22 protein-coding genes are annotated in these 25,438 nt (G+C 70.6%); 5 read left to right on the forward strand and 17 right to left on the reverse strand.

The window, feature by feature from the left end:
• Window positions 1-12: 12 nt before the first annotated feature.
• The 6 genes from DSM104299_RS18050 to DSM104299_RS18075 all read right to left on the reverse strand — a co-directional run bounded on the left by DSM104299_RS18050 (window position 13) and on the right by DSM104299_RS18075 (window position 7,155).
• On the reverse strand, window positions 13-783 hold the full coding sequence (locus DSM104299_RS18050) for an SDR family NAD(P)-dependent oxidoreductase (RefSeq protein ID WP_272473033.1): 771 nt from the start codon (window positions 781-783) through the stop codon (window positions 13-15).
• On the reverse strand, window positions 780-2,237 hold the full coding sequence (locus DSM104299_RS18055; RefSeq protein WP_272473034.1) for an FAD-binding oxidoreductase: 1,458 nt from the start codon (window positions 2,235-2,237) through the stop codon (window positions 780-782). The genes DSM104299_RS18050 and DSM104299_RS18055 overlap by 4 nt, the downstream gene beginning before the upstream one ends.
• Window positions 2,212-3,513 carry a four-carbon acid sugar kinase family protein gene (locus DSM104299_RS18060; protein ID WP_272473035.1) on the reverse strand — a complete coding sequence of 434 codons (1,302 nt, stop codon included), beginning with the start codon at window positions 3,511-3,513 and terminating at the stop codon, window positions 2,212-2,214. Before DSM104299_RS18060 ends, DSM104299_RS18055 begins: the two co-directional genes overlap by 26 nt.
• Window positions 3,510-4,529: a PdxA family dehydrogenase gene (locus DSM104299_RS18065; protein WP_272473036.1), complete on the reverse strand. Its 1,020-nt coding sequence runs from the start codon at window positions 4,527-4,529 to the stop codon at window positions 3,510-3,512. The genes DSM104299_RS18060 and DSM104299_RS18065 overlap by 4 nt, the downstream gene beginning before the upstream one ends.
• Window positions 4,530-4,531: 2 nt before the next feature.
• Window positions 4,532-5,749 (reverse strand): M24 family metallopeptidase, encoded by a 1,218-nt coding sequence (locus DSM104299_RS18070; protein WP_272473037.1) that lies wholly within the window; start codon window positions 5,747-5,749, stop codon window positions 4,532-4,534.
• Between the two features lie 149 nt (window positions 5,750-5,898).
• Window positions 5,899-7,155 (reverse strand): cobalamin-independent methionine synthase II family protein, encoded by a 1,257-nt coding sequence (locus tag DSM104299_RS18075; RefSeq protein WP_272473038.1) that lies wholly within the window; start codon window positions 7,153-7,155, stop codon window positions 5,899-5,901.
• 10 nt (window positions 7,156-7,165) lie between these two features.
• Here DSM104299_RS18075 and DSM104299_RS18080 point away from each other — a divergent pair, with 10 nt between their 5' ends.
• From DSM104299_RS18080 to DSM104299_RS18095, 4 genes are read left to right on the forward strand one after another with little or no spacing between them, the layout of a single operon-like run.
• Window positions 7,166-8,239, forward strand: coding sequence for a LacI family DNA-binding transcriptional regulator (locus DSM104299_RS18080; RefSeq protein WP_272473039.1), 1,074 nt, complete (start codon window positions 7,166-7,168; stop codon window positions 8,237-8,239).
• An 8-nt stretch (window positions 8,240-8,247) separates the two neighbouring features.
• Window positions 8,248-9,405, forward strand: coding sequence for an MFS transporter (locus DSM104299_RS18085; RefSeq protein ID WP_272478101.1), 1,158 nt, complete (start codon window positions 8,248-8,250; stop codon window positions 9,403-9,405).
• Window positions 9,402-11,159, forward strand: a complete 1,758-nt coding sequence (locus DSM104299_RS18090; protein ID WP_272478102.1) for a homocysteine S-methyltransferase family protein — start codon at window positions 9,402-9,404, stop codon at window positions 11,157-11,159. Before DSM104299_RS18085 ends, DSM104299_RS18090 begins: the two co-directional genes overlap by 4 nt.
• The gene (locus DSM104299_RS18095; protein ID WP_272473040.1) at window positions 11,144-12,040 is read left to right on the forward strand and encodes a helix-turn-helix transcriptional regulator; all 897 of its coding nucleotides are present in this window, start codon (window positions 11,144-11,146) and stop codon (window positions 12,038-12,040) included. Before DSM104299_RS18090 ends, DSM104299_RS18095 begins: the two co-directional genes overlap by 16 nt.
• Here DSM104299_RS18095 and folD read toward each other — a convergent pair.
• The 11 genes from folD to DSM104299_RS18150 form a co-directional block, all read right to left on the reverse strand.
• Window positions 12,021-12,896, reverse strand: coding sequence for a bifunctional methylenetetrahydrofolate dehydrogenase/methenyltetrahydrofolate cyclohydrolase FolD (folD, locus tag DSM104299_RS18100; RefSeq protein ID WP_272473041.1), 876 nt, complete (start codon window positions 12,894-12,896; stop codon window positions 12,021-12,023). The two genes, DSM104299_RS18095 and folD, sit on opposite strands and share 20 nt — an antisense overlap.
• A gap of 3 nt (window positions 12,897-12,899) precedes the next feature.
• A complete protein-coding gene (purU, locus tag DSM104299_RS18105; protein ID WP_349294583.1) occupies window positions 12,900-13,757 on the reverse strand; it encodes a formyltetrahydrofolate deformylase in 858 nt (285 codons plus the stop codon).
• Between the two features lie 35 nt (window positions 13,758-13,792).
• Window positions 13,793-14,491, reverse strand: a complete 699-nt coding sequence (locus tag DSM104299_RS18110; RefSeq protein WP_272473043.1) for a hypothetical protein — start codon at window positions 14,489-14,491, stop codon at window positions 13,793-13,795.
• A 30-nt stretch (window positions 14,492-14,521) separates the two neighbouring features.
• Complete coding sequence (ahcY, locus tag DSM104299_RS18115) at window positions 14,522-15,985, reverse strand: adenosylhomocysteinase (protein WP_272473044.1); 1,464 nt, start codon at window positions 15,983-15,985, stop codon at window positions 14,522-14,524.
• On the reverse strand, window positions 15,982-16,926 hold the full coding sequence (locus tag DSM104299_RS18120; RefSeq protein WP_272473045.1) for a PfkB family carbohydrate kinase: 945 nt from the start codon (window positions 16,924-16,926) through the stop codon (window positions 15,982-15,984). Before DSM104299_RS18120 ends, ahcY begins: the two co-directional genes overlap by 4 nt.
• Complete coding sequence (gene metK, locus DSM104299_RS18125) at window positions 16,923-18,152, reverse strand: methionine adenosyltransferase (RefSeq protein ID WP_272473046.1); 1,230 nt, start codon at window positions 18,150-18,152, stop codon at window positions 16,923-16,925. Before metK ends, DSM104299_RS18120 begins: the two co-directional genes overlap by 4 nt.
• Complete coding sequence (locus DSM104299_RS18130; RefSeq protein WP_272473047.1) at window positions 18,149-18,775, reverse strand: hypothetical protein; 627 nt, start codon at window positions 18,773-18,775, stop codon at window positions 18,149-18,151. The genes metK and DSM104299_RS18130 overlap by 4 nt, the downstream gene beginning before the upstream one ends.
• Window positions 18,768-19,592, reverse strand: coding sequence for a methylenetetrahydrofolate reductase (locus DSM104299_RS18135; RefSeq protein WP_272473048.1), 825 nt, complete (start codon window positions 19,590-19,592; stop codon window positions 18,768-18,770). The genes DSM104299_RS18130 and DSM104299_RS18135 overlap by 8 nt, the downstream gene beginning before the upstream one ends.
• 11 nt (window positions 19,593-19,603) lie before the next feature.
• Window positions 19,604-21,103 (reverse strand): class I SAM-dependent methyltransferase, encoded by a 1,500-nt coding sequence (locus DSM104299_RS18140; protein ID WP_272473049.1) that lies wholly within the window; start codon window positions 21,101-21,103, stop codon window positions 19,604-19,606.
• A gap of 106 nt (window positions 21,104-21,209) precedes the next feature.
• The gene (locus tag DSM104299_RS18145; protein WP_272473050.1) at window positions 21,210-21,761 is read right to left on the reverse strand and encodes an MFS transporter; all 552 of its coding nucleotides are present in this window, start codon (window positions 21,759-21,761) and stop codon (window positions 21,210-21,212) included.
• 361 nt (window positions 21,762-22,122) lie between these two features.
• Window positions 22,123-22,635 (reverse strand): LURP-one-related/scramblase family protein, encoded by a 513-nt coding sequence (locus DSM104299_RS18150; protein WP_272473051.1) that lies wholly within the window; start codon window positions 22,633-22,635, stop codon window positions 22,123-22,125.
• Window positions 22,636-23,025: 390 nt separating this feature from the next.
• Between DSM104299_RS18150 and DSM104299_RS18155 the strand changes: the two genes are divergently transcribed.
• Entirely contained in the window at window positions 23,026-25,401 is a 2,376-nt protein-coding gene (locus DSM104299_RS18155; protein ID WP_272473052.1) for an arylsulfatase, read from the forward strand.
• Window positions 25,402-25,438: the final 37 nt, after the last annotated feature.

The raw sequence follows: 25,438 nt of genomic DNA on the forward strand, positions 1-25,438 counted from the left end.
GCTGCCGACTGGTCATTGCGCCGTCCAGCCCCCGTCGACCAGCAGGTGATGGCCGGTCACGAGATCAGCCGGCGCAGACGCGAGGTAGATGACCGCGGCCGCCACCTCTTCAGGACGACCCAGACGATCGATCGGGATCCGTCGCATGACCTCGTCGGCGATCTCCTTGTCCTTGAGCACCTCGCGGGCCAGCGGGCTGTCGATGAACGTCGGCCCAACCGCGTTGACGCGGATCCCGTAGGCGGCCCACTCCACGGCCAAGGCCTTGGTCAACTGGACCACGCCGCCCTTGCTGGCGCAGTACGCCGCTCGCTTGAAGAAGCCGACCGCGCCCATCTGCGACGCGATGTTGATGATCCGACCGCCGCGCGCCGCGGCGATCATCGCCCGGGCGACGCTCTGCGAGACGAAGAAGGTCGCCTTCAGATTGACGTCGTTGACGGTGTCCCACGCCGCCTCGGTCACCTCGAGCGCGTTCTGCTGGATGTTGGTCCCGGCGTTGTTGACCAGGATGTCGATGGCCCCGAACCGCGCCACGGCGCGCTCCACCATCCGCCCGACCGCCGCGACGTCGGTGACATCGACGCCGAGCGTCATGGCCTGCACTCCCAGCGCCTGCGCCGCGGCCGCCGTGGTGTCCATCTGCGCCGTGTCACGGCCGACGACGATCACGTCCGCGCCGGCACCGGCGAGCGCCAACACGATGTGCTCGCCGAGCCCGTGACCGCCGCCGGTCACCAGCGCGACCTTGCCGTCCAGGCGGAAGCTCGGAGTCGCGCTCACCGCTGCTCTCCCAACGGGAGCAGCTTGCCCGGGTTGAGGATGCCAGCTGGGTCCAACGCGCCCTTGATCGCCTGAAGCACCCGCAGTCCCGCGCCGTGCTCCTGCGCCATCCACCGCGCACGGGCCACACCGACGCCGTGATGGTGCGACAGCGACGCTCCGGCCGCCATCGCGGCGGTGGTGACGTCTTCCCAGACCCGCAGGTAGGCCTGCTCGGCCGCCGCGTCGCTCTCGGCCTCGACGGTGAAGATCACGTAGAGCGAAGTGCCGGACGGATAGACATGTGAGAAGTGCGCCAGCACCCTGCTGGCGTGCCGATCCGCCGCCGTGGTCGCCGCCTGGTAGACCTGTTCGGCGTCGCGCCAGCGCATCGAGATCTCGATCGTGTCGGCCAGGCCGTTGCGTCGTTCGATCGCGGCGATCAGCGGCGCGACGTCGAAGCGGCTCTCGAACCAGGCCTCGCCCACGGCCGAGCCGAGCCCGGCACCCCCGTGACGGGCGCAGATCGCGCCAGCCTGCGTCTCCTGCCCGCTCACCGTCTCCTCGTCGCCGTCCCAACCGAGGACGAGCAGCGGCGTCCCGGCAGCCTCCCCCACCGCCTCGAGCAGCCGCTGCGCCTCCTCCGCGTCGTAAAGGCGCACGAGCGCGGGCGCGCGGTCGAGCTGGGCCAGCTCTCGGATCGTCGCGATCGCCGCCCCGAGCTCTGCGAAGCGAAAGCCCGCGAACCGGCGAACGGCAGGAACGGGACGGACGCGGACGTCGACCTCCGTGACGATGCCCAGCGTCCCCTCCGAGCCGATGAACACGTCGGTCAGCTCGGGACCCGCGGAGCGACGCGGGCACGGGGCGATGTCGATGAGCTCGCCATCGGGCAGCACGACCCGCAGGCCGTCGACGATGTCCTCGATGTTGCCGTACCGCGAGGAGAACGTACCCGAGGCGCGCGTCGCCACCCAGCCGCCCAAGGTCGACAGATGCAGCGACTGCGGAAAATGCCCGAGCGTGTAGCCGCGCTCGTTCAACCACCGCTCCAGCACGTCGCCCTTGATCCCGGCCTCGGCGGTGACCAACAGCGAGACCTCGTCGAACTCGAGCACGCGGTCCATCCGACGCAGGTCGATGAGGATCCCGCCGTCGGCCGGGATCGCACCGCCCACCACGCTCGACCCCGCACCGTATGGCGTCACCGCGACGCCGCACGCCTGCGCCCGGCGCAGCACCTTGGCGATCTCCTCGGCGTTCGAGGGCCGCACGACCAGCGCCGGATGCGGCACCCGCTCACCGAGCAGCTCGCGCTTGCTCGCGATCGGCCACCGATCCGCCCCGTACCGCGCGCACACCTCGGGATCGGTCGTGTAGGCCTCCGTCGGCAACCCGGCGACCAACTCGTCGACCGCCGGCAACGGCCGCGAGGCCGGCACCAACTGCTCAAGCGTTACAGCGTTCAGTCCCACGACCAGGCTCCTTGTCGTCGTCGATGCTCGTGTGCGCCCGTGTGCTCGCCCCATTGGCCGCCGTCGCCTGCAGCCAGCCGCTGATCCGCGCGAAGGCATCCTCAGGCCCGTAACTGCCCGGCTTGGCGGCCAGCCGTAGACCGGTGAACGGACCATCGACCACCGTGGCCAGCGGCACGCCGGCGATCACCTCCTGGGCGATCGCCAACGTCGGGCTGCCCAACGCCCGCAAGAACGCCTCGGCGACATCACCGCCCGTGGCGATCACGCCGGCCACCGGCATGGAGCGGACCACCGCGTGGCCGAAGCTGGCCAAAAGCTCAACGACCTGATGGGCATCCGCGGCGTCGAACCCCGCCGCCGGGACATCCCCTGTCACCGCGAGCAGGACGTTGCGCCCGCTGCGCAGCGTCATCAGCGTCTGCTCCAGCAGATCGTCGTTCTCCTCGCGTGGGTGCTCGAGCGAGATCACGGTGGCGATGCCATGACCCACCGCATGGTCGACCTGCCCGCGCCCGACCGCACTGGCCGTCGCCGACAGCACGAGCACCGGACCGACGGGCTCCAGCGCGCCGACCTCGATCAGGGCGTCCGCGACCGCCGCACCCATGCCGCTCGTGCCGGCGAAGAGGTGGATGCCCGCACCGACTGCTGCCGCGGCGACGGTGCGCAGATCGTCCAAGGTCGCCGCGTCGCAGACGATCGCCTTCGTGTCTTCCAACTCCGTCAGGCGCTCGATCTCCTCCCGCAGCGCGTCGCGCCCAGCGGCGACCAGATGCAGCGGGACATGTCGAACTCCGGAGACATCGGCGCCGAGCAGCTCACAGACGTCCGCGCTACCGGCCGCCGACAGCAGATGCGAACCCGGATCCAGCGCGGCGGCCAGCGGCCGGCCGTCGACGTGTTGCGTCCCGCCCACGGTCGTCCGGCCATGCAGCGGGGCGGCGAAGGTGCAGACCGCCGGGCCCGCGCCGAAGCCGCCCAGCGTCGCCTGGAGCTCAGGGCCGATGTTGCCGCGCAGCAGCGAGTCCACCTTCTTCAGGCAATAGCGCGCGCCGGCATCGCGAACCGCCCGGATCGCTTCGGCGGCGCGATCCGCTGCCACCGGGGCTTCGAGGTTGCGGCTATCGGTCGAGATCGCGGCGCACGTGCTCAGCAGCGCGTCGGCGTCGCCCACCGGCAGCACGGTTGTGGCGATCCCGCGAGCCGCGACCTCGCCGGCCACCGAGACGACGCCGGTCAGGTCGTCCCCCACGATGGCCAACACCACCGTCATCGATCGACCATCGTCGTCGCACCCCGACGCGCGCGAACGCGCCAAAGATCAGACGCGAGCATGATCGCGTTGACCATCGGCGTGGCGTCGGCCTTGCCCTGCCCGGCGATGTTGTAGGCCGACCCATGCCCGACCGTGGTCCGCAGCACCGGCAGGCCGTAAGCGAACGTCGCGTAGCCGTGGCGCTTGAGCGGGACGACACCCTGATCGTGATACAGCGCCAGGATCCCGTCGTAGGCCCCGCGGTCCGCCTGCAGGAACAGCGCATCGGCCGGCACCGGGCCGACGACATCGAGCCCCAGGGCTTGCAGATCCTGCACGGCCGGCTCGATCAGCTCGCCCTCCTCGACCCCCATGAGACCGTCGTCGCTGGCATGGGGATTCAGCGCCGCGACCGCGATCCGCGGCCGACTGATGCCGAAGGCCTCGTCGAGCGCGCGAGCCAGCCGCTGAACGGCCAGCAAGACACTCTCGCGGGTAACCAGGTTGATGGCCTGCGTGAGCGAGACGTGGGAGGAGAGCAGCGCCACCCGCATCGGACCGCCGACCAAGATCGTCATGGCCGACGGGCTGCCGGTGAGCGCCTCGAGATACCCGGTCTGCCCCGGGTATGCCGCGCCACCGAGCTCGAGCGCCCGCTTGTTGACCGGGGCGGACACGATCGCGTCGATCGTCCCGTCGGTCGCCAGCGCCACCGCGCGCGCCGTCTCCCGGGCGGCCGCCCGACCGGCGGCCTGCGACAGAACGCCGGGCGTCCACTCGCCATCGTGCAGGTCGTCGGTGTCCAGCACCTGGATCCCGTCGACCTCTTCGAGCAGCTCTTCAGGCGCCGACGCCACGTGGACCGACTTCGGCGGCACGCCGGCGACCCGGGCGCCGGCGGCCGCCACGTCAGCGGAGCCGATCAGCAGCGGCCGGCACGCGGCGGCGACACGACGATCCCGAGCAGCCACCACAGCCACCTCGGGGCCGACGCCCGCCGCTTCGCCCAGCGTGATGCCGATCGTGGGCCTCACCGTCACACCGCCCGGCCCGTCGGCACCAGAGCGATGGGGAACTGCCCGGACAACACGTCGACACCGTCCTCCGTGACGACGACGTTGTGCTCGTTGCGCACACCGCCGACGCCCGGCACGTAGGCCGCGGGCTCCAGTGCGAAGTACATCCCGGGCGCGAGCACATGCGTCGAGTTCGGGGTGACCGTCGGGATCGGCTCGTGGTACTTCCAACCGAGGCCGTGACCGACGTGATGGAGCATGTACTTGCGGTAGTCGCCCATCGCCTCCCGCGCCGCTCGGTCGACATCGGCCGCCGGGACGCCCGGCCCCGCCGCCGCGATCGCGGCGGCCATGCCCGCATCGCAGGCCTCGGCCAGCTGAACCTGCGCCTCGGTCGGCGTGCCCACCACGATCGTGCGTGTTGAGTCGACGTAGTAGCCGTCGACCGAGCACGCGAGCTCGATGATCACGAGATCGCCGTCCTCGATCCGCCGATCCGTCGTGGGCTTGTACACCCACGTCTCGGTCGCTGAGCCGCTGAAGGTCTGCGGCCAGCCCATGGCAAACCGAGCACCTTGGTAGCCGATCCCGCGCTCAGTGATCGCCGCCTGGTAGGCGCCGGCCGCCTCGGCCTCGGTGCCTTGGCGCAGGCACACGTCGCGCCAGGCTTCCAACCCGAAGGCGTTGACCTCGTTGGCGCGTCGCAGCCGCTCGATGTCGCGTGGCGTCTTGAACGCCCGGATCGCGTTGATCACATCCGTCGCGTCGACCAGCTCGGCGGTCGGGAACGCCGCCGCCAGCGCCGCCTTCGACGGCTCGGCCGGGACCACCGGCTCCGGCACGATCACCGGCGGCGCGATGAACTCGAAGCTGCCCTCGTAGCCCACCCGCCGCGCCGGGAACCGCTTCTCGGCCGCGATCGCCGCCAGATGGCGGTTGATGTGGTCGCCTGAGCTGAAGTGCGTGGCCTGCGGGGTCTCGACCTCACGCGGATCCCACATCGGGAAGGTGCGGACATCCGTCACCCACCCGTCGGAGAACCACTCTTCCTCCCGGCTGGAAGCGATGAGGATCGGATCGCCCTCGCGCGGGAACACCACCGCCGCGTAGCCCAGGACACACAGGAAGCCGCTGAGCACGAGAACGTTCTCAGCCAACCGGCAGACGAGGACGTCGAGGTCGGCCCGCTCCATCTCCTCGCGCACCCGCGCGAAGCGCAACGCGTCAGGCTCGATCATCGTCCGAGCTCCTTCCCACCGCCGGCCGACGCCGACGGTCCGTGTTCGATGACAGTGTGATCATCAGGTTTCCCCTCCTGCGAAATTGGTTACGTATTCAACGGCGAGCGATCGCGACATCCGGCGATCTGGCCGGCCGGCAGGGTCGGTCAGGCCGCCGAGCCCGTGCGTGACCACAGCCGCTCCGAGGCGATCGCCGCTCCTTGGGCCAGCGCGTCGAGCTTCATCCACACGACGTTCTCGAACACCGCGCCGAAGCCGACGAACGTTCCGAAGCCGCAGTCCGATCCGGCGATGACGCGCTCGCGACCGATCGCACGCGCGAAGCGCTCGATCCGCTGAGCCACCAGGCGCGGATGCTCGACGTAGTTGGTCGTCGTGTCGATCACCCCAGGGATCATCACCTTCTCGTCCGGAACCTTCAGGTCCTCGAAGATCTCCCACTCGTGCTCGTGGCGGGGATTGGCCGCCTCGAACAGGATCCCGTTGGGCAGCGCCTTCTTGAGCACCGGCTCCAGGACGTCACTCAGCGGGATGTCGAACTGGTGTGGCGCCTCGTAGTTGGCCCAGCAGAGATGCATCCGGATCTGATCGGCCGGCAGCCCGCGCACCCCATGGTTGAGCGCCTCGATGTGGAGCTCGACGAACTTGCGCAGGCCGAGCTTCTCGACGATCGGCGTCATCCAGCCCACGGTGTGCGCGACGCAGCCGATGTCCGGACAGTCCAGCTGCAGCAGGAGCCCAGCGTCGGTGATCGCTTTGTACTCCTCGCGCATCGCCTCCGCCGCCGCGAACAGGTACTCCTCGTAGCTGGGGTAGTGCCGGTTGGTCATGTGGTAGGCGATGATCCCCGGCGAAGCAGCCGGGATGAACGCCTCGGCGACTCCGTGGCGCTCCATCGCCGCCTTCAGGTTGGCGATGTCGCGCTGGACGTACTCGTGCCCGCGATAGCGCAGCTCGCCCTCGCAAGCCGGCATGTGGATGTGGCCGGCCGCCTCGTCCTCGAAGTAGAACGCCTGCAGCTCCGGAACGGTGGCCAGGTCCGTGAAGACCCACGGATCGGTCTCGCCGCCAAGGCCATCGAGCCGGTAGCGCAGGTAGTTGCTGAAGCCCGGCTTGCCCATCTCGCCGTCGCTTGGGATGGCGACGCCCGCCGCGACCTGGCGCTCGACGATGGCATCGACGTCCTTCTGGACCGTGCCCCAGAGCGTGTCGTCGTCACCGTGACCTTCCTGGTGCTCGAACATGAGTTGCGTCAACTCGGAACTACGCGGCAGGCTGCCCACATGCGTGGTCAGGATGCGCTCTTCGCTGCGCTGCATGACGTGCTGCTCTCCTCCTGAATCGTGGAACCAAAATGACCCGCGTCCAGCTTTGGTTCCGTATTCATAGTCGAGATCTGGCATGATGTCTAGTGTGTCCGCAGAACAAAATCAGCCCAAGCGAAAGACCAATGTCGAATTTGCAGGGCTTTCTAACTCTGAACGCGTAACCAGTCGACACATCGCGAAGGCCGCCGGGGTGTCGCAGACCACCGTGTCCCGCGTCCTGAGCGGCAGCAACCTCGTCACGCCGGACACCCGTGCTCGCGTCATGCAGGTCCTGGAGGAGTACGGCTACCAGCCCAACGCCATCGCCCAGGCGATGGTCACCGGGCGCACCTCGACGATCGGGGTCGTCGTCGACGGCATCACCAATCCGTTCTATCCGGAGCTGCTCGAGGCGATCGCCAACGCGATGGAGGGCTCCGGCTACCGGATGACCCTGTGGTCCTCCGGCGCGGCGTCGGAGCCGGCGGCCATCGAGGCGATCTCCCAGCGCCTGGTCGACGGCATCATCTTCACCGGCGCCGTCGCGGACTCCCCCGCGCTCCAGGAGGCGACCAAGGGCGAAGCGCCCCTGGTGCTGCTCAACCGCTACGTCGATGGCGTCCGCTGCGACACGGTCACCACCGACAACGTCAGCGGCGGCCGCGCCGCGGCCGAGCACCTGCTCAGCCTGGGGCATCGCTCGCTCGGCGTCATCGGTGCCGCCCCCGACCTCAGCACGGCCCGCGAGCGCGAGCAGGGCTTCCGCGAGGCGCTCGCAGCACATGGCCTCGAACCCTGGATCGACCGCGGCCAGCCCTCGTTCCACCTCGGCTGGGAGGCACTTCAGGAGCTCGCCACGATGCCCGAGCGTCCGACCGCCGTCTTCTGCATGAACGACATCACCGCCTTCGGCGTGCTCTCCGCCGCCCAGCGATTCGGACTCAGTGTCCCGGGTGACCTGTCGGTCCTGGGCTTCGACGACATCGACATGGCCCAGTGGGAGACGTTCAACCTGACCACCGTGCGCCAGCCGATCGTCGAGATGGCGCAGAACGCCGTACGACTCCTGCAGGAGCGTATCGAGGACCCGACGCGCAAACCGCGGCACCGCTGTCTCGAAGCGCGCGTCATCCTGCGCGACACCACCGGCGCGCCCGGCGCGCGGAGCGGAAGGTCGTAGCCGCAACCATGCGGCGGCTCGCGGCATACGGTCTGGGCGCGGCGACGGGGTGGAACGTCGGGAACGTCGGCGGGGTCACCGCGGATCTGGCCTCGACCTACGGCGTCGGCCTCGGCGCGATCGGCCTGTTGACCACGCTGCTGCTGATCAGCCACTCGCTGGTCCAGGTACCCGGCGGGAGGCTGATCGACCGCTTCGGCGCGCGGCGCGCCGGGCTCGCGTCGGCGGCCGCGCTGGGGCTCGGCAACCTCGTGGCCATGGCCGGCGCGTCGTTCAGCATCGCCGCCGCCGGTCGTGTGGTTGCGGGGATCGGTACTGGGCTGGCGTTTCTCGCCGGCAACGCGCTGTCGCGATCGGGGCGTCGCTCGAACGCCTCACAGGGCCTGTTCGGCGGCCTGGCCGTCGGCGCGGGCGGGCTGGCCATCGCCACCGTCCCGCTGGCCTGGACGCAGGTCGGGTGGCGCGCCCCGTTCTTGACCGCCGTGCTGTTCGCCGCGCTCGTCGCCGGTCTGCTCGCCCTGTTGCCGCACGCCGCCGACCAGCGGCCGAGCACGCCGTCAGACGACTCCCAGAGCGTGCTGGCCGACCGCCGAGTCCACGCGCTGGCCATCGTCTACTCGGCCTCGTTCGGGTTCAGCGTCGTCGCCGGAACGTGGGCGGCGGAGGTGTTGGTGCGTCACGGGGTGCTCACGAAGGGACCCGCCGCGACCGTCGCGTCGCTGACCCTCCTCGTCGGCGTCGTCGCCCGCCCCTTCGGTGGGTGGATCGCCGGCAGGGGCGCACGAACAGCGCAGCGCGCGGTCGCGGCGAGCCTCGCGGCCGGCGCCATCGGAACGATCACGATCGTCGTCGCCCACTCGGCGACGCTGGCGGTCGCGGGCACATCGTTGGTCGGATTCGCGGCCGGCGTGCCGTTCGTGCCGGCGTTCGCGGGGGCCGCCGCGCTGTGGCCCGACACACCGGCGACCGCCGCCGGCGTCGTCAACACCGCGGCCAATGCCACCGCACTCATCGGCACCCCTCTGGTGGGCGTAGCGTTCGGACTGTCGGCGTCGGGCGCAATCGGCTTGATCGCGATCGCCACGCTGTGGCTCGCTGCGCTCGCCGCCGTCCCAGCGATCGGCGAGGCGCTTCGTGCGTTGGCGCCGAGGAGACCGCCACCATGACCGTCGACGCTGTGGGTGGGTACCGGCAGATCGACGACGCGCTGACCGCGGGCCGCTGCGTGCTGCTCGATGGCGGCGTCGGAACGGAGCTCCTTCAAGAACAAGGACAGGACGACGAACGGCTCTGGGGCTTCGAGTCGTTGGCCTCGGCACCCGACGACGTCCTCGACGTCCATCGCCGCTACGTCGACGCCGGGGTCGACGTCATCACCACCAACACATGGGCGTTGCCCACCGCGTTGCAGAACGGCGGCAGCGTCCGCCGCGCCAACGGCCGACCCATCCACTGGATGGAGATCGCTCGGCGCGGCGTTCGCGTCGCACGGCAGGCCATCGCCGACGGCGGTCGCGACGGCCGGTGCGCGGTCGCCCTCGCCGTCAACGGCGACCTCGACACCCCGGAAGGCATCGACGTCGTGTCGGTCCTTGCGCGTGCCCTGATCGACGACCCGCCCGACATCATCCTGTTCGAGACGCTCTCGGTGCTCCGACCGTCGTTGTTCGCCGTCGTCGAGGCCTTGCAGGCCACAGGCATCCCGACCTGGGTTTCGTTTCGCCGCTGCCCGCACGGTCTGTGCGGCGTCTACGGCCAGCACTGGGGCGGGCCCGAGGCCGATGCCTTCGGTCACGCCGCGCGCCGCTTCGAGGGGATGGGCGTCGGAGCGCTGCTCGTCAACTGCATCCCGCCCGACCACGTCGACGGCATCGTGTCCTACCTGCGCGACTTCACCGACATGCCGCTCGGCGTCTACCCCAACCTGGGGTACTACACCAGCGCCGGGTGGCGCTTCGAGTCTGAGATCGGCGGACCGCAATACGCCGCCATGGCCCTGCGCTGGCGCGCCGAAGGAGCGCAGATCATCGGCGGCTGCTGCGGCACCCGCGCCGAGCACATCGCCGCCGCCGGCAAGGCGCTCGACGGCATTCCCGCAGGTCGTGAGCGACGCTTCGAACGCGAGGGCGGTGAGCAGCACACGACGCCATCGCCGGCCCGCCAACCCGACTGGACCGACAAACGCGGTCGCACCCTGTACCCGCTGACCCTTCCGGAGATCGATCGCCACACCGGCGTCGCCCGGCCGATCCCAGGCAGCCACCTTCTGTGGCGACACCTGTTCCTCGAAGGTGTCGGCGCACATCAGCGCTGCCTCGACATCGCCTGCGGCGCCGGCCTTCAGACCATCCAGCTCGCCCTCAACGGCGCCGCGCATGTCCACGCACTCGACGTCGACACGCTCGCTGTCGGCAACACGCTGGCCAACGCGTTTCGCAACGGGGTCGCCGACCGCGTCAGCGGAGAAGCCGCCGACCTCTTCCCGTGGCTGCCGGAGGAGCACTACGAGGTCATCGTCGCCAGCCTTCCCCAGACCCCGGTTGGTCCCGCAGCTGGGCTGGCCTCGCACCGACCCACCGACTACTGGGGCCGCGGCCTCGTCGACCAGGTCATCGCCAAGCTCCCCCATGCTCTGGCCAAGGAGGGCATCGCGCTCCTCACCCACACGTCGCTGCTCTCACGGGAGCGGACGATGCAGCTTCTCGCCGAACGAGGGCTCTACGCCGAAGTGGTGGCCTGGCAGCTCGAGCCACTGCCCACCGAGTACCTCGACCAGGGTGAGCACCTTGCCCAGCTCGAGCAGCACGGCGAGGGGTACCTCGTTCACACCGGCGAGAGTCGATCTCTCGTCGTCTACGTCCTCGAGATCCGCCACGGCCGAACAGGCGCAAACGGCAGCCCGCCGTGGGCTTCGCGATGATCGCCGACGTCCGCATCCCCGGCGACGCGACGGTCGTGCTCAGTCGCCTGACCGAGCTCGGGCCCGCCAGCGAGATCCGTGCCCATGCGCCGGCGCTGGCCGCACAGGCGCTGCGTCTCGATCGTGTGGTGCTGACCAGCATCGTGGACGGTGCGCTGCTCGCCGAAGCCATCTTCGCCGGCTCCGAACGCACCGCCGCCGACCTGCTGGCGCGCCTGCGGGAACAGCCCGTCGCCCTCGAGTACCCGCTGCTGGAAGGCGAGATGTTGCGTCGGCGCCGGGCGCAAGTCGTCCACACGCCGCAGCATGACCGCACAACCCGGACGCTCTTCGCCGACGCTCTCGAGTGGACGCAGTACATCGCCGCGCCGATCGTGCTCGACGGCCGCGTCGTCGGCTTCTTCCACGGCGACCGTCGCCAGAACGACCCCGAGCTCGACGAGCATGACGCGGCCGACCTGGCGTTCTTCGCCGCCTGCTTCGCGCTCGTCTACGAACGCGCCGTCCTGCGCCATCGCCTCCGCACCCAGCGTGAGGAGATGCACCAGATCGCCAGCTGGGCCGATGCCCGCACCGGCGAGCTCGGCGATCGCTCCGTCACCATCGCCCACGACGCGTCCGACACCGACAGCACGCCGCTCTGCCAGACCTCAGGACGCGGCGAGAACGCTCTCCGTGATCTGCTCACCCGTCGCGAGCTCGAGGTTCTGCGGCTCATGGTCCAGGGCGAGACCAACGCCGGCATCGCGCGAGAGCTCGTCGTCTCCGAGGGCACGGTCAAGTTCCACGTCAAGAACATCCTGCGCAAGATGCACGCGGCCAACCGGGCCGAGGCGACCTCGCGCTACCTGCGCATGACGCTCAGGCAGACCGTCGACTGACACCGTCTGCGCCCGCGGCGAGCAGCGTGTTGCGCAGCAGGCAGGCGATCGTCATCGGGCCGACGCCACCGGGCACCGGCGTGATCGCCCCGGCGACGTGCTTGACGCGGTCGAAGTCGACGTCGCCCACCAATCCTCCGCCGGTGCGGTTGATCCCCACGTCGACGACCGTCGCGCCCGGCTTGACCCAGTCGGCTGTGACCATCCCAGGCCGACCGACGGCGGCGATCAGGACGTCGGCCTGGAGGCACACCGACGGCAGATCGACGGTGCGGCTGTGGGAAGCGATCACCGTGGCATCGGCGGCCAACAGCATCTGCCCCATCGGCTTGCCGAACAGGTTCGAGCGACCGAGCACGACGGCCACCGCGCCGCGCAGCTCGACCCCGGCCTCGGCCAACAACACCATGACGCCCGCCGGCGTGCACGGCCGCAGCCCTGGCAGGCCGAGCGCGAGCCGCCCCGCGCTGACCGTGGTGAGGCCGTCGACGTCCTTGTCCGGGGCGATCCGGTTGGTGATCTCGGCGCCGTCGAGATGCGCGGGCACCGGCAGCTGGCAGAGGATGCCGCTGACGTCGGCGTCGGCGTTGAGCCGGTCGACGAGCGCGAGCACCTCCGCGCGGGTGACGTCCCCGGGCAGCGCGTGGTGGAAGCTCTGGATGCCGACCTCGGCACAGGCGCGTCGCTTGGCCGCGACGTAGACGGCCGACGCGGGGTCGTCGCCGATGAGGATCGTGGCCAGGCCGGGCGTGCGCCACGACGCCGACGCGAGCCCGCGGACCTGCGCGGCGACGTCCGCGCGGACCCGCGCGGCCACGGCCTTGCCGTCGATGACGATGGCGGTGTCGAGCGCCACGACTCAGAACACCACGGTCGTGTTGCCGTGGCGCAACACGCGGTCCTGGCAATGCCATTGCACCGCTCGGCCGAGCACGCCGCGCTCCACCTCGGCGCCCTGGCGCACGAGCGACGCCACGTCATCGGCGTGGCTGACGCGCACGACGTCCTGCTCGATGATCGGCCCGGCGTCGAGCTCCTCGGTGACGTAGTGCGCGGTGGCGCCCACGAGCTTGACGCCGCGCTCCTTGGCCCGCTCGTACGGGCCCGCCCCGGCGAACGCCGGCAGGAACGAGTGATGGATGTTGATGACCGGCACGCCGACGCGGTCGAGGAAGTCGCCCGAGAGGATCTGCATGTAGCGGGCCAGGACGACGAGGTCGCAGCGGCCGTCGAGCAGCTCGAGCAGCTGTGCCTCGGCCTCGGGCTTGTCGCCCTTGGTGACCGGGACGTGGTGAAACGGGAGGCCGGTGGCCTCGACGAGCCCGCGGAAGTCCTCGTGGTTGGAGGCGACGAGCACGAGCTCGGCGTCGAGCTCCCCGCGTTGCCAGCGGTACAACAAGTCGACGAGGCAGTGGTCGTAGCGCGAGACCAGCACCGCGATCCGCTTGCGCTGGGAGGCCTCCCACAGGCGCCAGGTCATGTCGAAGCGGTCGGCGACCCCGAGGCCGAAGCGCTCGGCGAAGCCCTCGCGGCGCTCGGGCGCCAGCTGGAACTCCATGCGCAGGAAGAACGTCCCGTCCACCGGGTCCGTCGAGTACTGGTCCGAGCGCACGATGTTGGCGCCGGAGTCGAACAGGAACCGCGAGACCGCCGCCACGATCCCGGGACGGTCGGGGCACGAGACCAGCAGGCGCATCGTGACCGCGGTGGCGGGCATCGTGAGCACGGGCTCGGAGATCGTCGCTGTGTCGGTCATCGGATGGCGGCCTCCTCGACCGCAGGCGAGGGGGACGACGCGCCGGTGAGCGCGTCGCAGAACTCGGCATGGGCCTGCGCCGTGGCGCGCGCCCCGGCGAGCAGGGCGAAGGGATCCGCGCGGTCCAACTGGCCCTCGATCGCCGCTTCGAGGGTGGCGAGCGCGCCGCCGGCGACATGGCGGTCGAACCAGACCGCGCCGCCGGGATCGATCCCGTAGCGGGCGAAGAGCCGCGCGGCCTGCGGCGGGACGAAGGCGGCCGTGGCGCGCTCGACGACCCAGAGCGCGACGAGCGTCGCGGCGAGCGGGCGCACCGCCGACCCGATCACGGCGCGCGCACACGCCGCCGTCGCGTCGCGCACGATCGACGGCTCGCCGGTCGGTGCGCCCACCGCACGACCGAACGCCAGCCACCGCGCGACGTCGGCCTTCGCGCGCAGGGCGGCGATCGCCAGCTGCTCGCCCAACAGGGCGTCGGCCGTCCCCGCCGCGTGATACGCGGCGGCCGCAACGGCGCGCACGACCAGCTCGTGCTCGACCGCGAACGCCCGCAGCTCCTCACGGGTCAGCGCGCCGCCACGCCAGCGGGTGACGAAGGCCTCGTCGCGCACGTCCTGCCGCGGCAGGCACAGCTCGAGCTCGGCCCAGAACCACTCGGTCCGCGCCGGCCGCCGTCGGTGCTCGACCGCGGCCATCGCTTCGCACGCGAAGCACATCGTCGCGGGCTAATACCGGTAGTGGTCGGGCTTGTAGGGGCCCTCGACCGGGACGCCGATGTAGGCGGCCTGGTCGGGACGCAGCTCGGTGAGCCTGACGCCGACGGCACCGAGGTGCAGGCGCGCGACCTTCTCGTCGAGGTGCTTGGGCAGGACGTAGACCTGCTTGTCGTAGTCGTCGTTCTTGGTGAACAGCTCGATCTGGGCGATCGTCTGGTTCGTGAACGAGTTGGACATCACGAACGACGGGTGGCCGGTCGCGTTGCCGAGGTTCAGCAAGCGGCCCTCGGAGAGCAGGATGATCGAGTGACCGTCGGGGAAGACCCACTCGTCGACCTGCGGCTTGATGTTGATGCGCTTGATGCCGTCGTAGTTCTCCAGGCCGGCGACGTCGATCTCGTTGTCGAAGTGGCCGATGTTGCCCACGATCGCCTGGTGCTTCATCTTGGCCATGTCGGCGGCCATGATGATGTCCTTGTTGCCGGTCGTCGTGACGAACACGTCGGCGGTCGCGATGACGTCCTCGAGGCGGGCGACCTGGTAGCCCTGCATCGACGCCTGCAGTGCGCAGATCGGATCGATCTCGGTGACGATGACCCGAGCGCCCTGGACGCGCAGCGACTCCGCGCTGCCCTTGCCGACGTCGCCGAAGCCGCAGACCACCGCGGTCTTGCCCGCCAGCATCACGTCCGTCGCGCGGTTGATGCCGTCGACCAGCGAGTGCCGGCAACCGTAGAGGTTGTCGAACTTCGACTTGGTCACCGAGTCGTTGACGTTGATCGCCGGGAACAGCAACTCGCCGCGCTGGGCCAGCTCGTACAGGCGATGCACGCCCGTCGTCGTCTCCTCGGAGACCCCGATGATGGACTGCCCGATCCGCGTCCACTTCTGCGGGTCCTTGGCCACCGACTGCTGCAGCAGCGTCAAGAACACCTGGAACTCCTCGGACTCCGCGCCCGCGGGATCCGGCACCGCCCCCGCGGCCTCGTATTCGGTGCCCTTGTGCACCAACATCGTGGCGTCGCCGCCGTCGTCGAGGATCAGGTTCGGGCCCAGCTCCGGGTCACCGGAGAAGCCGGTGAGCGCCCGCTCGGTGCACCACCAGTACTCCTCCAGCGTCTCGCCCTTCCAGGCGAAGACCGGGACACCCTGCGGATCCTCGACGGTGCCGTTCGGCCCGACGGCCACCGCGGCGGCCGCATGGTCCTGGGTCGAGAAGATGTTGCACGACACCCAGCGGACCTCGGCGCCGAGCGCGGTCAGCGTCTCGATCAGGACCGCGGTCTGGATCGTCATGTGCAGGGAGCCCATGATGCGCGCGCCCTTCAGCGGCTGCGCGGCGGCGAACTCCTCGCGCGTCTTCATCAGGCCGGGCATCTCATGCTCGGCGAGGCGGATCTCCTTGCGGCCGAACTCGGCCAGCGCCAGGTCGGCGACCTTGAAATCCAGGGCGGTCTGCTCAGTCGTGCTCATGATCGGTCTCCGGTCAGGACAGGGGTCTGGAGGGTGAAGCGGCCGAAGCCGTGCAGGGCGCTCACGCGCTCGTGGATCTCGTCGGCCGTCAGGCGCGTCACGCGCTCGGTGCCGAACTCCTCGACGTTGAACGAGGCCAGGGCGGTGCCGTAGGCCATCGCGCGGCACAGCACCTCGTCGGTCACGCCGCCTGCGAGATGCTGGGCGACGGACCCGACGAAGCCGCCGGCGAACGTGTCGCCGGCCCCGGTCGGGTCGACGACGGTCTCCAGCGGGAAGGCCGGCAGCGCGAAGAAGCTGGCCGCGGTGATCAGCGCCGCGCCGTACTCGCCCTGCTTGGCCACCACGGCGGTCGGTCCCCACCCGAGGATCTCGCGCGCGGCGGCCACGAGGTTGGGCTTGCCGGTCAGCTGGCGCAGCTCGGCGTCGTTGAGGATCAGGCAGTCGACGCGCTCGATGACCCCGACCAGCGCGTCCCGGGCGATGTCGATCCACAGGTTCATGGAGTCCAGCGCGGTGAACGCCGGACCGTCGACGGCGTCCAGGATCTGGGCCTGCAGCTCGGGCTGGATGTTGGCCAAGAACAGCACGTCGCAGGCCTGCGCGGCCGGCGACAGCTTCGGGACGAAGGTCTCGAACACGTTGAGCTGCGTGTCCAGCGTCTCACGCGAGTTGAGGTCCCAGCCGTACTCGCCGGCCCAGAAGAACGTCTTGCCGTCCGCGATGACCTCGACGTCATCGGTCACCGTCCCGCGCGTGCGCAGGACCTCCAGGTCGGCGTCGGCGAAGTCGCCGCCGACCGGCCCGACCGGCCGCACCGTGTCGAAGAACGACGCGGCCAACGCGAAGTGCGTGGCCGCGCCGCCGAGCATCCGCTCGCGCTGCCCGAACGGCGTCTTGACCGCGTCGTACGCCAGCGAGCCCACAACCGTGATGCTCATGCCACCACCGCGGGCTCGGCCAGCCCGGCCGCCTCGGCCAGCGCCGCGGCCTTGTCGGTGCGCTCCCAGGTGAACGCCTCGCCCTCGCGGCCGAAGTGGCCGTAGGCGGCCGTCGGCTGGTAGATCGGGCGGTGCAGCTGCAGCTCCTCGCGAAACGCGCCGGGGCGCAGGTCGAAGTGCTCGTCGACGAGCTGGGCGATGACGCCGCGGCCGACCTTCTCGGTGCCGAACGTCTCGACCATCACGCTGACCGGATGCGCCACGCCGATCGCGTAGGCCACCTGGACCTCGGCGCGGTCGGCCAGCCCGGCCGCCACGATGTTCTTGGCCACCCAGCGCGCCGCGTACGCCGCGGAGCGATCGACCTTGGACGGGTCCTTGCCGCTGAACGCGCCGCCGCCGTGGCGCGCGAAGCCGCCGTAGGTGTCGACGATGATCTTGCGGCCCGTGAGGCCGCAGTCGCCGACCGGGCCGCCGATCACGAACCGGCCCGTCGGGTTGACCAGGAACTCGGCCCGCAGCTGCTTGGCGTCATACAGGTCGGCCGGCAGGACCGGAACGACCACGTGCTCCCACAGGTCGGCCTCGATCAGCTCGCGCGACGCCGAATCGGCGTGCTGCGTGGAGATCAGCAGCTTCTCGATGCCCACCGGCTTGCCGTCCCGGTAGCGGACCGACACCTGGGTCTTGCCGTCAGGGCGCAGGTACTCCAGCGTGCCGTCCTTGCGCACCGCCGCCAGCCGCTCGGCCAGCTGATGGGCGAAGCTGATCGGCGCGGGCATGAGGTTGGCCGTCTCGTTGGAGGCGTAGCCGAACATCATGCCCTGGTCACCGGCCCCGGCGATGTCCAGCGCGTCCTGCGAACCGGCCGTGCGCGTCTCGTCGGCCTGGTCGACGCCCTGGGCGATGTCGGCCGACTGCTTGTCGATGGCGTTGAGCACCGCGCACGAATCCGCGGAGAAGCCCAGGTCGGCGTCGACGTAGCCGATCTTGCGGATCGTCTCGCGCACGACCTCCTGGATGTCGACGTACGTGTTGGTCGTGATCTCCCCCGAGACCACCACCAAGCCGGTGTTGACCAGCGTCTCGCACGCCACGCGCGAGCCGGGATCCTCCGCCAGGCAGGCGTCCAACACCCCGTCGGAGATCTGGTCGGCAACCTTGTCCGGGTGACCTTCGGTCACGGACTCGGACGTGAACAAGTACTCGTTGTCGGCGTAGCTCATGACGGTAGGGCTCCAATCGAGGTGGGGTTTGTCGGGGGGTGGCCGGCCATCGCGGCGGGCCGGGATCGCGCGGCGTAGTACAGCTCGGTGACGCGGGACTCGACCGCGACCGCTCCGTCCACGCGCCCGGCCACGAGCAGCACGTGGCAGGCGTCGTCGACGCGGTCGCGGGGCAGGACGAGCAGCCAGAAGTCGTCGCCGTCGGGGACCGCGATCGTCGGCGCGGCCAGCCGCGCGGCGGGCGACGTCGCCAGCCGGCCGGCCAGCGGGCCCGCGAGGACGAGGCCGGCGTAGGCCTCCGACACGTCGGCGCAGGCGAGATCGAGCCGCCGGGCGACGAGCTCGGCCAGGTCGGCCGCCAGCGCCTCGCGCTCGCCGATGCCGGCGAGCACGAGCGCACGGTCCGGCGCCACCGACCGCCACCAGCCGTGGCGGATCCGCACGCACGTGCCGACCGCGGGCGACCGGCCGACGAGGTGCCTGGCGATCTCGTGCAGCTCGCTCGCCGAGCCGCGCAGCTCGATGACGCCGAGGCCCGGCAGCGGCGCCACCCCGACCGCGCAGCGGCAGGCGGCCAGGTGGGCCATCAGATGGACGGAGCCGCCCGTGCGTGGTTCAGGCATCGTTGGCCTCCCGGTGGCGCGCGGGCATCACGGCACCGCGCTCGTCCTCCCAGGCCAGCGTCGCCAGCAGCCGGTTGAACGTGTAGAAGTGCAAGCTCTCGATCCCCAGCGCGGGGTCGCCGACGAGCGGCGCGAAGGCGGTGTACAGGCGGTCGGCCGCGTGGTCGGGGCGGCCGAGCAGGTGGCGCAGCCCGCGCTGCTTGCGGACGAAGCTGATCGACGCGCCGACGCCCACGCGCATCGAGACCTCGAGCAGGTGCCGCCGATCGACCGCGCCGGGCAGGCCCACGTGCAGCGGCAACGTGATGCCGGCCGCGCGGGTCGCCTCGATCCACCGCAGCAGGGCCTTGGTGTCGAAGCAGATCTGGGTCGTCATGTAGTCCGCGACCTGCGCCTTGCGACGCAGAGCGGCGTCGAGCGCCGCGTCGTCGATGAGCGGGTGGCCCTCGGGGTAGGCGCCGATGCCGATCCGGCGCGGCCGTCGCGGGTGCGCGTCGAGCTCGGGCAGCAGGTCGAGCGCGGACCCGTACTCCCCGAGCGGCTCGGGGCCGTCGCCGGCGATGACGAAGACCTCGTCGATGCCGGCGCGGGCCAGGCGCGCGAGGGTCGCGTCGAGGTGGGCGGCGTCGCGGACCGTGCGCGCCGCGACGTGCAGGACGATCGTGTGCCCGAGCGCGGCCAAGCGCTCCGCGGTCGCGACGCTGTGGTCGAGCCCGTGGCGCGGCGAGCAGGTCACCGTCACCGTCAGCGAACGCGGCGCGGCCTGCGCCTCGGCCTCGGCCGCCCCGAAGGGCAGCAACTCGTAGCGAGTGGACACGGCGGCGGTCCCTAGGCGGCGACGGCGGCGGGCACCGCGGCGGTCGTGCCGAGGCCGCGATAGGCATCGCGGTGGCGGGCGGTGAGGACGACGGTGTTCGAGCCCTCGCGATAGGCGAACGGCGCGACCTCTACGCCGAAGCCGGCGCGCTCGCCGACGAGCTGGAACACGGGCCCGTTGAGCCAGTTGACGATCGACCCCTCCAACTTGCCCGGCCCGCGGTAGGCCGCGTACTGGCCGGTCTCGCGCACGAACAGGTCCTGGGCGACGAGCACGCCCTCGTGGTGCAGCAGCGCGAGCGTCTGGGCGAAGCTCTCGACGGCCACCGTCGACGCGTGCACGCGCGTCCACTCCGGCAGCTCGTCGAGCAGCTCGTCGAGGTGGAGGTCGCCGCTCGGGGCTACGCGGATCGCCGCGGGCGCCGCGATCTCCTCGTAGACCTCCTCGAGGTGGACCGCGTCCCACACGTCCGACCAGAAGCGCACGCCGCGCTCGAGGTCGCCCCAGGCCGCCGGCCCGTGGCGCAGCACCTCCTGGACCTTGGGCACGAGCTCGTCCTCGCCCATCCCGTAGCGGGCGGCGATCTCGGTCGCCTCGCTCGGGGTGATGCTCGCGCGCACGAGCGGCTCGTAGGCGCGGTCGCCAACGCGCATGAGCTCGTCGGTCGGGAGGTTGTCGTACAGGTTGCACGTGTGCGCGAAGAGCACCTTGCCGCGCAGGTGCGACAGCCCGTGGATCGGGTTGCGGAAGTCGAGCTCGAGGCCCTCGACCTGGTCGCCGTACTCGGCCACGCGGGCCCGGGCGATCTCCAGCACGTGCGGCGAGTAGTCGGCCATCAGGTAGCGCACGCGGCCGAGGTAGTCGCGGCCGAGCTCGGCACAGGCCGCCGCGAAGCGGTCGAGCCAGACCTTGGCCTGCTGGCCATCGCCGACGCCGAACTCGACCACGTGGATCTCGTCGGGCAGCTCGGACCACTCGTCGAGGCGGTCCAGCGTGCGCAGGAAGTCGCTGATCTGCTCGTCCCAGAAATCCGGGTTCGTCCCGTCCGAGGCTCCACCCGGCAGCGCCGAGGCGTAGTCCTTCTGGAACGTCTCGTCCCACGCGGCGAGATGGCGCCAGTAGCTGCGGTTGAACGACCACATGACGCTCTTGCTCGGCCGCACCCAGTCCTCGAGGTGGATGCACTCGTGGACGTCGGGGATGATCCCCAGCGCCTTGGAGAGGCGGTCGACGATCTGGGACACCAGCTCGCCGTACTCCATGTCCTTCGCCCGGCGCACGTCGATGGCGATCTCGGCCAGCGGCGCCTGCTGACGCGGGTCGACCGTGTCGAGGCCGAACGGCCGCACCATCACGGCGGCGCGGAAGTTCCGCTTGTACTGCACCCAATCGAGCACCGCGGCCAGCCGCGAGTGGTCGAGATCCACCGCGGCCGCCGCCTCGGCGATCGCCGGCAGGATGCTTTGCAGGTCCTCAGGCTTGGCCCGTCCGATGCAACTGAGTTGAATCACCACGACCGTCTCCTCCGTCAGCGGGGCGCGACGTCGGCATGGTCCGCCGCGCGGCCCCGCCTCGACCACGCCCGAACGAGATGGATCGCCCTGCCCTACGAGCAGGTCAGGCCCGAAACGGACCTCCGATTCGGTCACCGCGAGCTCTGCCCGGCGCGTCCGCGCCGCGGGCCGTGCACAAGCCCACGGCGGCAGCCCCGAGGCCGCAGAGCGTCGCCGAGGCCACCACGGCATGCCGCCAGCCCGCCCCCGCGGTCGGTCCGGTGGCCAGCAACGCGAGGCTCAACGCGACCCCTCCGCCGGCGCCGAGGTAGCGCGCCGCGTTGGTCGCGCCGCTGCCCAGCGCCGAGCCGTCGGGCGGGACCGCGGTCACAGCCAGCGCCCCGAGGGCCGCGTTGCCGATGCCCGTGCCCACCCCGGCGACCACGAGGCCCGGCAACCGCTCCCACCGGGCGCAGCCGCCGTCCCAGCCGAGCACGCCGACGCCGCTGAGGGCGAGCGCGGCCACGAGCCGCAGCGAGGGCTCGACGCGGGTGCCGATCGAGCGCGCCAGCAGCGACGCGACCATCGCCGTCGCCGACCACGCGGCCAGGACAGCACACGCCGCGACGACGGTGACGTGCGAGCCGCGCTGCACGTCCGACGGGACCACGGACATCAGCTGCATGGCATGCAGGAGGTCGGGGTTCGAGCCCCCCCTGGCTCCATACGTAAGATCCGCATTTGCGGGCCGTTCGTCTGTTCTGGGCTCCGCTGTTGGAAGCGAGGGCTGACCGTCCGATGCACGTGGGTACCGCGCGTGGGTACCACCTCCCCCGAGCTGCTCGCCACGCTCAAGCGCATGCGCTGACGCGGCGCGCTGCGCCTCTCCAGGCCGCCGCTTCATCACGCGGCGTCCACCTCGAGCGTCGTGCCCTCGTCGGCGTGTCTACGTGGGGCAGGGGACGCCCGGTCCAGGAGCAGGGAGATGTCGGGGCAACGCACGCCTCGCCGTGTTGCGCCCGTGTGACGACGCGCGCTCAGTCGCGCGTCGTCAGCGAGTCGATCGCGACGGTGATCGCGAGGATCAGCGGCGTGTCCTCGCCGGCAGCCACGTCGACGCCGTAGGCGTCGCGGACGCGGAACCACTTCTTGGAGACCGTGGCCACCGTGTCGCCGTCGCGCTCGATCTCGTACTCGTGATCGACGACGTTCCCGCTCGCCTTCATGTCGGCGCCGTCCCCCACGTCGATGGCGAAGCGATCGCGGATCCCGACCAGCGCCTTGTGGACCGTCACCGTCGAATGGCCGTCGCGCTCGATCGCGATCTTGTCGCGGATGCTCAGCTTGCGCTCCTGTATCCGTGCCACCTCGTCGCCCGAGGCGTTCTCCAACACGAAGGTCTGCCGGACGCGCAGCGCCTTGCCGTCGACCTTGAAAGCCCGCTCTCCCGCGGCGTTCTCGATCCAGAAGTCGTCGCCGATGGCGAGCAGCCGCTCACGCATCAGGAACCGCTCGCCGTCGGGCGCGCCGCGATCTCGCAGGAAGCCCATGGCGCGAGCGTAGAGCGCCCACTCAGCCGGACCGTCACCCGAACGGGATGAAGCAGGCAGCGACGCCGAGGATTCGCACACGGCGGTGGCGTGATGTGACCGCATCGGACTCACACCGGGACGCGCCGTTGCTGGGCGCCTCCGACTCCCGCGACGCTTCTGTGCCCACCAGGCCGACCCGCCAGGCGGCACGACCCAGCCAGGCCGCCTTGATGATGTTCGACGCCATCGTCCCCTAGCGACCGCGCTGAGACCGTCGTCGACTGCTCATGCCATCCAGCCTGGACCCTCGGCCGCGACGGTCACGTCATCCGCAATGGATGATGCTCCCGCCGCGGTCCGTGCCGATGCTGGTGTCCACCGCCCGTCGCGACTCGAGAGGACCGCCCCATGGCCAGCACCAACGGACGTTCGACGCAGCGCGAGGTCCTGCCCGTGCCCGACATCGCTCGTTCCGGGCTCGTGACCTTCGACGCCAAGGACCCGGACACGTCGTTCGCTCCGATCGAGGAGGTGCGGCCGCCGGCCGGCGCGCCGAACGTCCTCGTGGTCCTGCTCGACGACGTCGGCTTCGGGGCCTCGAGCGCCTTCGGCGGGCCGTGCGCCACGCCCAACGCCGAGCGGCTCGCGACCGGCGGGCTGAAGTTCAACCGCTTCCACACGACCGCCCTGTGCTCGCCTACGCGTGCGGCATTGCTGAGCGGTCGCAACCACCACACGGTCGGCATGGGCGGCATAACGGAGATCGCGACCTCGGCGCCGGGCTACAACTCGATGCGGCCGAACACGTGCGCGCCGCTCGCCGAGATCCTGCGGCTCAACGGCTACTCGACCGGCCAGTTCGGGAAGTGCCATGAGGTGCCGGTCTGGCAGACCAGCCCGATGGGGCCGTTCGACAACTGGCCCACCGGAAGCGGCTTCGAGTACTTCTACGGGTTCATCGGCGGCGAGGCCCATCAGTACTACCCCGCCTTGTACGAGGGCACGACGCCGGTCGAGCCCGACCGCACGCCCGAAGAGGGCTACCACCTGATGGGCGACATGACCGACAAGGCGATCAAGTGGATCCGCCAGCAGAAGTCGCTCATGGCCGACAAGCCCTTCTTCGCGTACTTCGCGCCGGGCGCCACGCACGCACCCCATCACGTCCCGAAGGAGTGGGCAGACAAGTACGCCGGTCAGTTCGACGACGGGTGGGACGCGCTGCGCGAGCAGACCTTCGCACGCCAGAAGGAGCTCGGCGTGATCCCGCAGGACGCCGAGTTGACGCCACGCCACGACCAGATCCCGGCGTGGAGCGACATGCCCGAGGACCTCAAGCCGGTGCTGCGTCGCCAGATGGAGATCTACGCCGGCTTCCTGGAGTTCTCCGACCACCACGTCGGCCGGCTCGTCGACGCGCTCGAAGACCTCGAGATCCTCGAGGACACGCTCATCTACTACATCGTCGGCGACAACGGGGCGTCGGCCGAGGGCACGCTGAACGGCACGTTCAACGAGATGATCAACTTCAACGGCGCGGCCGCGCTGGAGACCCCCGAGTTCCTGCTCGAGCGCCTCGACGACTTCGGCGGCCCCGACTCCTACAACCACTACGCGGTCGGCTGGGCGCATGCGATGGACACGCCGTACCAGTGGACCAAGCAGGTCGCCTCGCACTTCGGCGGCACGCGCAACGGCACGATCGTCCACTGGCCCGACGGCTTCGACGCGAGCGACGAGCTCCGGACCCAGTTCGCCCACGTGATCGACGTGGCACCGACCGTGCTCGACGTCGCGGGCATCCCGGAGCCGAAGTTCGTGCACGGCGTCCAGCAGACCCCGATGCAGGGCGTCTCGATGGCCTATTCCTTCAGCGACGCCGCCGCGCCGGAGCGTCACGAGACCCAGTACTTCGAGATGTTCGGCAACCGCGGGATCTACCACAAGGGCTGGACCGCGGTGACGCGGCACAAGACCCCGTGGGTCCTCGTCGGGGAGAAGGCGCCCGCGTTCGACGACGACGTCTGGGAGCTGTACGACACGAGCGTGGACTGGACGCAGTTCGAGGACGTCGCGGCCCAGCATCCCGGACGGCTCCACGAGCTGCAGCGGCTGTTCATCATCGAGGCGACCCGCAACAACGTCCTGCCGCTCGACGACCGGGTGGCGGAGCGGCTGATGCCGGAGGTGGCGGGCCGCCCGAAGCTCGCCAGGGGCAACCGGCAGCGGCTCTTCGGCGGCATGGGCCGACTGACGGAGAGCTCGATCGTCAGCATCAAGAACAAGTCCCACGCGGTGACGGCCGAGATCCTCGTGCCAGAGGACGGTGCGCAGGGCGTGATCATCGCCCAGGGCGGCAGCATCGGCGGCTGGAGCCTGTACGCCAAGGACGGCCGGCTGCGCTACTGCTACAACCTGCTCGGCCTTCAGCGCTTCTACGTCGGGAGCGAGAGCGCGATCTCGCCCGGCGCCCACCAGGTCCGGATGGAGTTCGACTACGACGGCCCCGGCCTCGGCAAGGGCGGCTCCGTGAAGCTCTTCCTCGATGGGGACGAGATCGGCAACGGCACTGTCGGCGCGACCGCCGCGATGATCTTCTCCGCCGACGACACCTGCGACATCGGCCGTGAGGACGGCGCCCTGGTCGCCGACGACTACCCCGCCCCCAACGTCTTCTCCGGCGAGATCGACTGGGTCGAGATCGACGTCGGCGAGGCGTCGGTCGACGACGACCACACCCTCGCGCCGGACGAGCTCATGCGCGTGGCGATGGCCCGGCAATAGAGGCCGGTCGAGCGCAAGATCACCAGACACCGAGGCG

It is taken from the genome of Baekduia alba (assembly GCF_028416635.1).
GTDB classification, from domain to species: Bacteria; Actinomycetota; Thermoleophilia; order Solirubrobacterales; family Solirubrobacteraceae; genus Baekduia; species Baekduia alba.

What these genes read in the sequence shown, in the direction of transcription:
- DSM104299_RS18085 (WP_272478101.1), top strand. Translation starts at nt 8,248, where the DNA reads ATGCGGCGGCTCGCGGCATACGGTCTGGGCGCGGCGACGGGGTGGAAC.
- DSM104299_RS18130 (WP_272473047.1), bottom strand. Translation starts at nt 18,775, where the DNA reads ATGCCTGAACCACGCACGGGCGGCTCCGTCCATCTGATGGCCCACCTG.
- DSM104299_RS18120 (WP_272473045.1), bottom strand. Translation starts at nt 16,926, where the DNA reads ATGAGCATCACGGTTGTGGGCTCGCTGGCGTACGACGCGGTCAAGACG.
- metK (WP_272473046.1), bottom strand. Translation starts at nt 18,152, where the DNA reads ATGAGCTACGCCGACAACGAGTACTTGTTCACGTCCGAGTCCGTGACC.
- DSM104299_RS18075 (WP_272473038.1), bottom strand. Translation starts at nt 7,155, where the DNA reads ATGCCAGATCTCGACTATGAATACGGAACCAAAGCTGGACGCGGGTCA.
- DSM104299_RS18150 (WP_272473051.1), bottom strand. Translation starts at nt 22,635, where the DNA reads ATGGGCTTCCTGCGAGATCGCGGCGCGCCCGACGGCGAGCGGTTCCTG.
- ahcY (WP_272473044.1), bottom strand. Translation starts at nt 15,985, where the DNA reads ATGAGCACGACTGAGCAGACCGCCCTGGATTTCAAGGTCGCCGACCTG.
- purU (WP_349294583.1), bottom strand. Translation starts at nt 13,757, where the DNA reads ATGCCCGCCACCGCGGTCACGATGCGCCTGCTGGTCTCGTGCCCCGAC.
- DSM104299_RS18145 (WP_272473050.1), bottom strand. Translation starts at nt 21,761, where the DNA reads ATGTCCGTGGTCCCGTCGGACGTGCAGCGCGGCTCGCACGTCACCGTC.
- DSM104299_RS18090 (WP_272478102.1), top strand. Translation starts at nt 9,402, where the DNA reads ATGACCGTCGACGCTGTGGGTGGGTACCGGCAGATCGACGACGCGCTG.
- DSM104299_RS18155 (WP_272473052.1), top strand. Translation starts at nt 23,026, where the DNA reads ATGGCCAGCACCAACGGACGTTCGACGCAGCGCGAGGTCCTGCCCGTG.
- DSM104299_RS18110 (WP_272473043.1), bottom strand. Translation starts at nt 14,491, where the DNA reads ATGGCCGCGGTCGAGCACCGACGGCGGCCGGCGCGGACCGAGTGGTTC.
- DSM104299_RS18070 (WP_272473037.1), bottom strand. Translation starts at nt 5,749, where the DNA reads ATGATCGAGCCTGACGCGTTGCGCTTCGCGCGGGTGCGCGAGGAGATG.
- DSM104299_RS18060 (WP_272473035.1), bottom strand. Translation starts at nt 3,513, where the DNA reads ATGACGGTGGTGTTGGCCATCGTGGGGGACGACCTGACCGGCGTCGTC.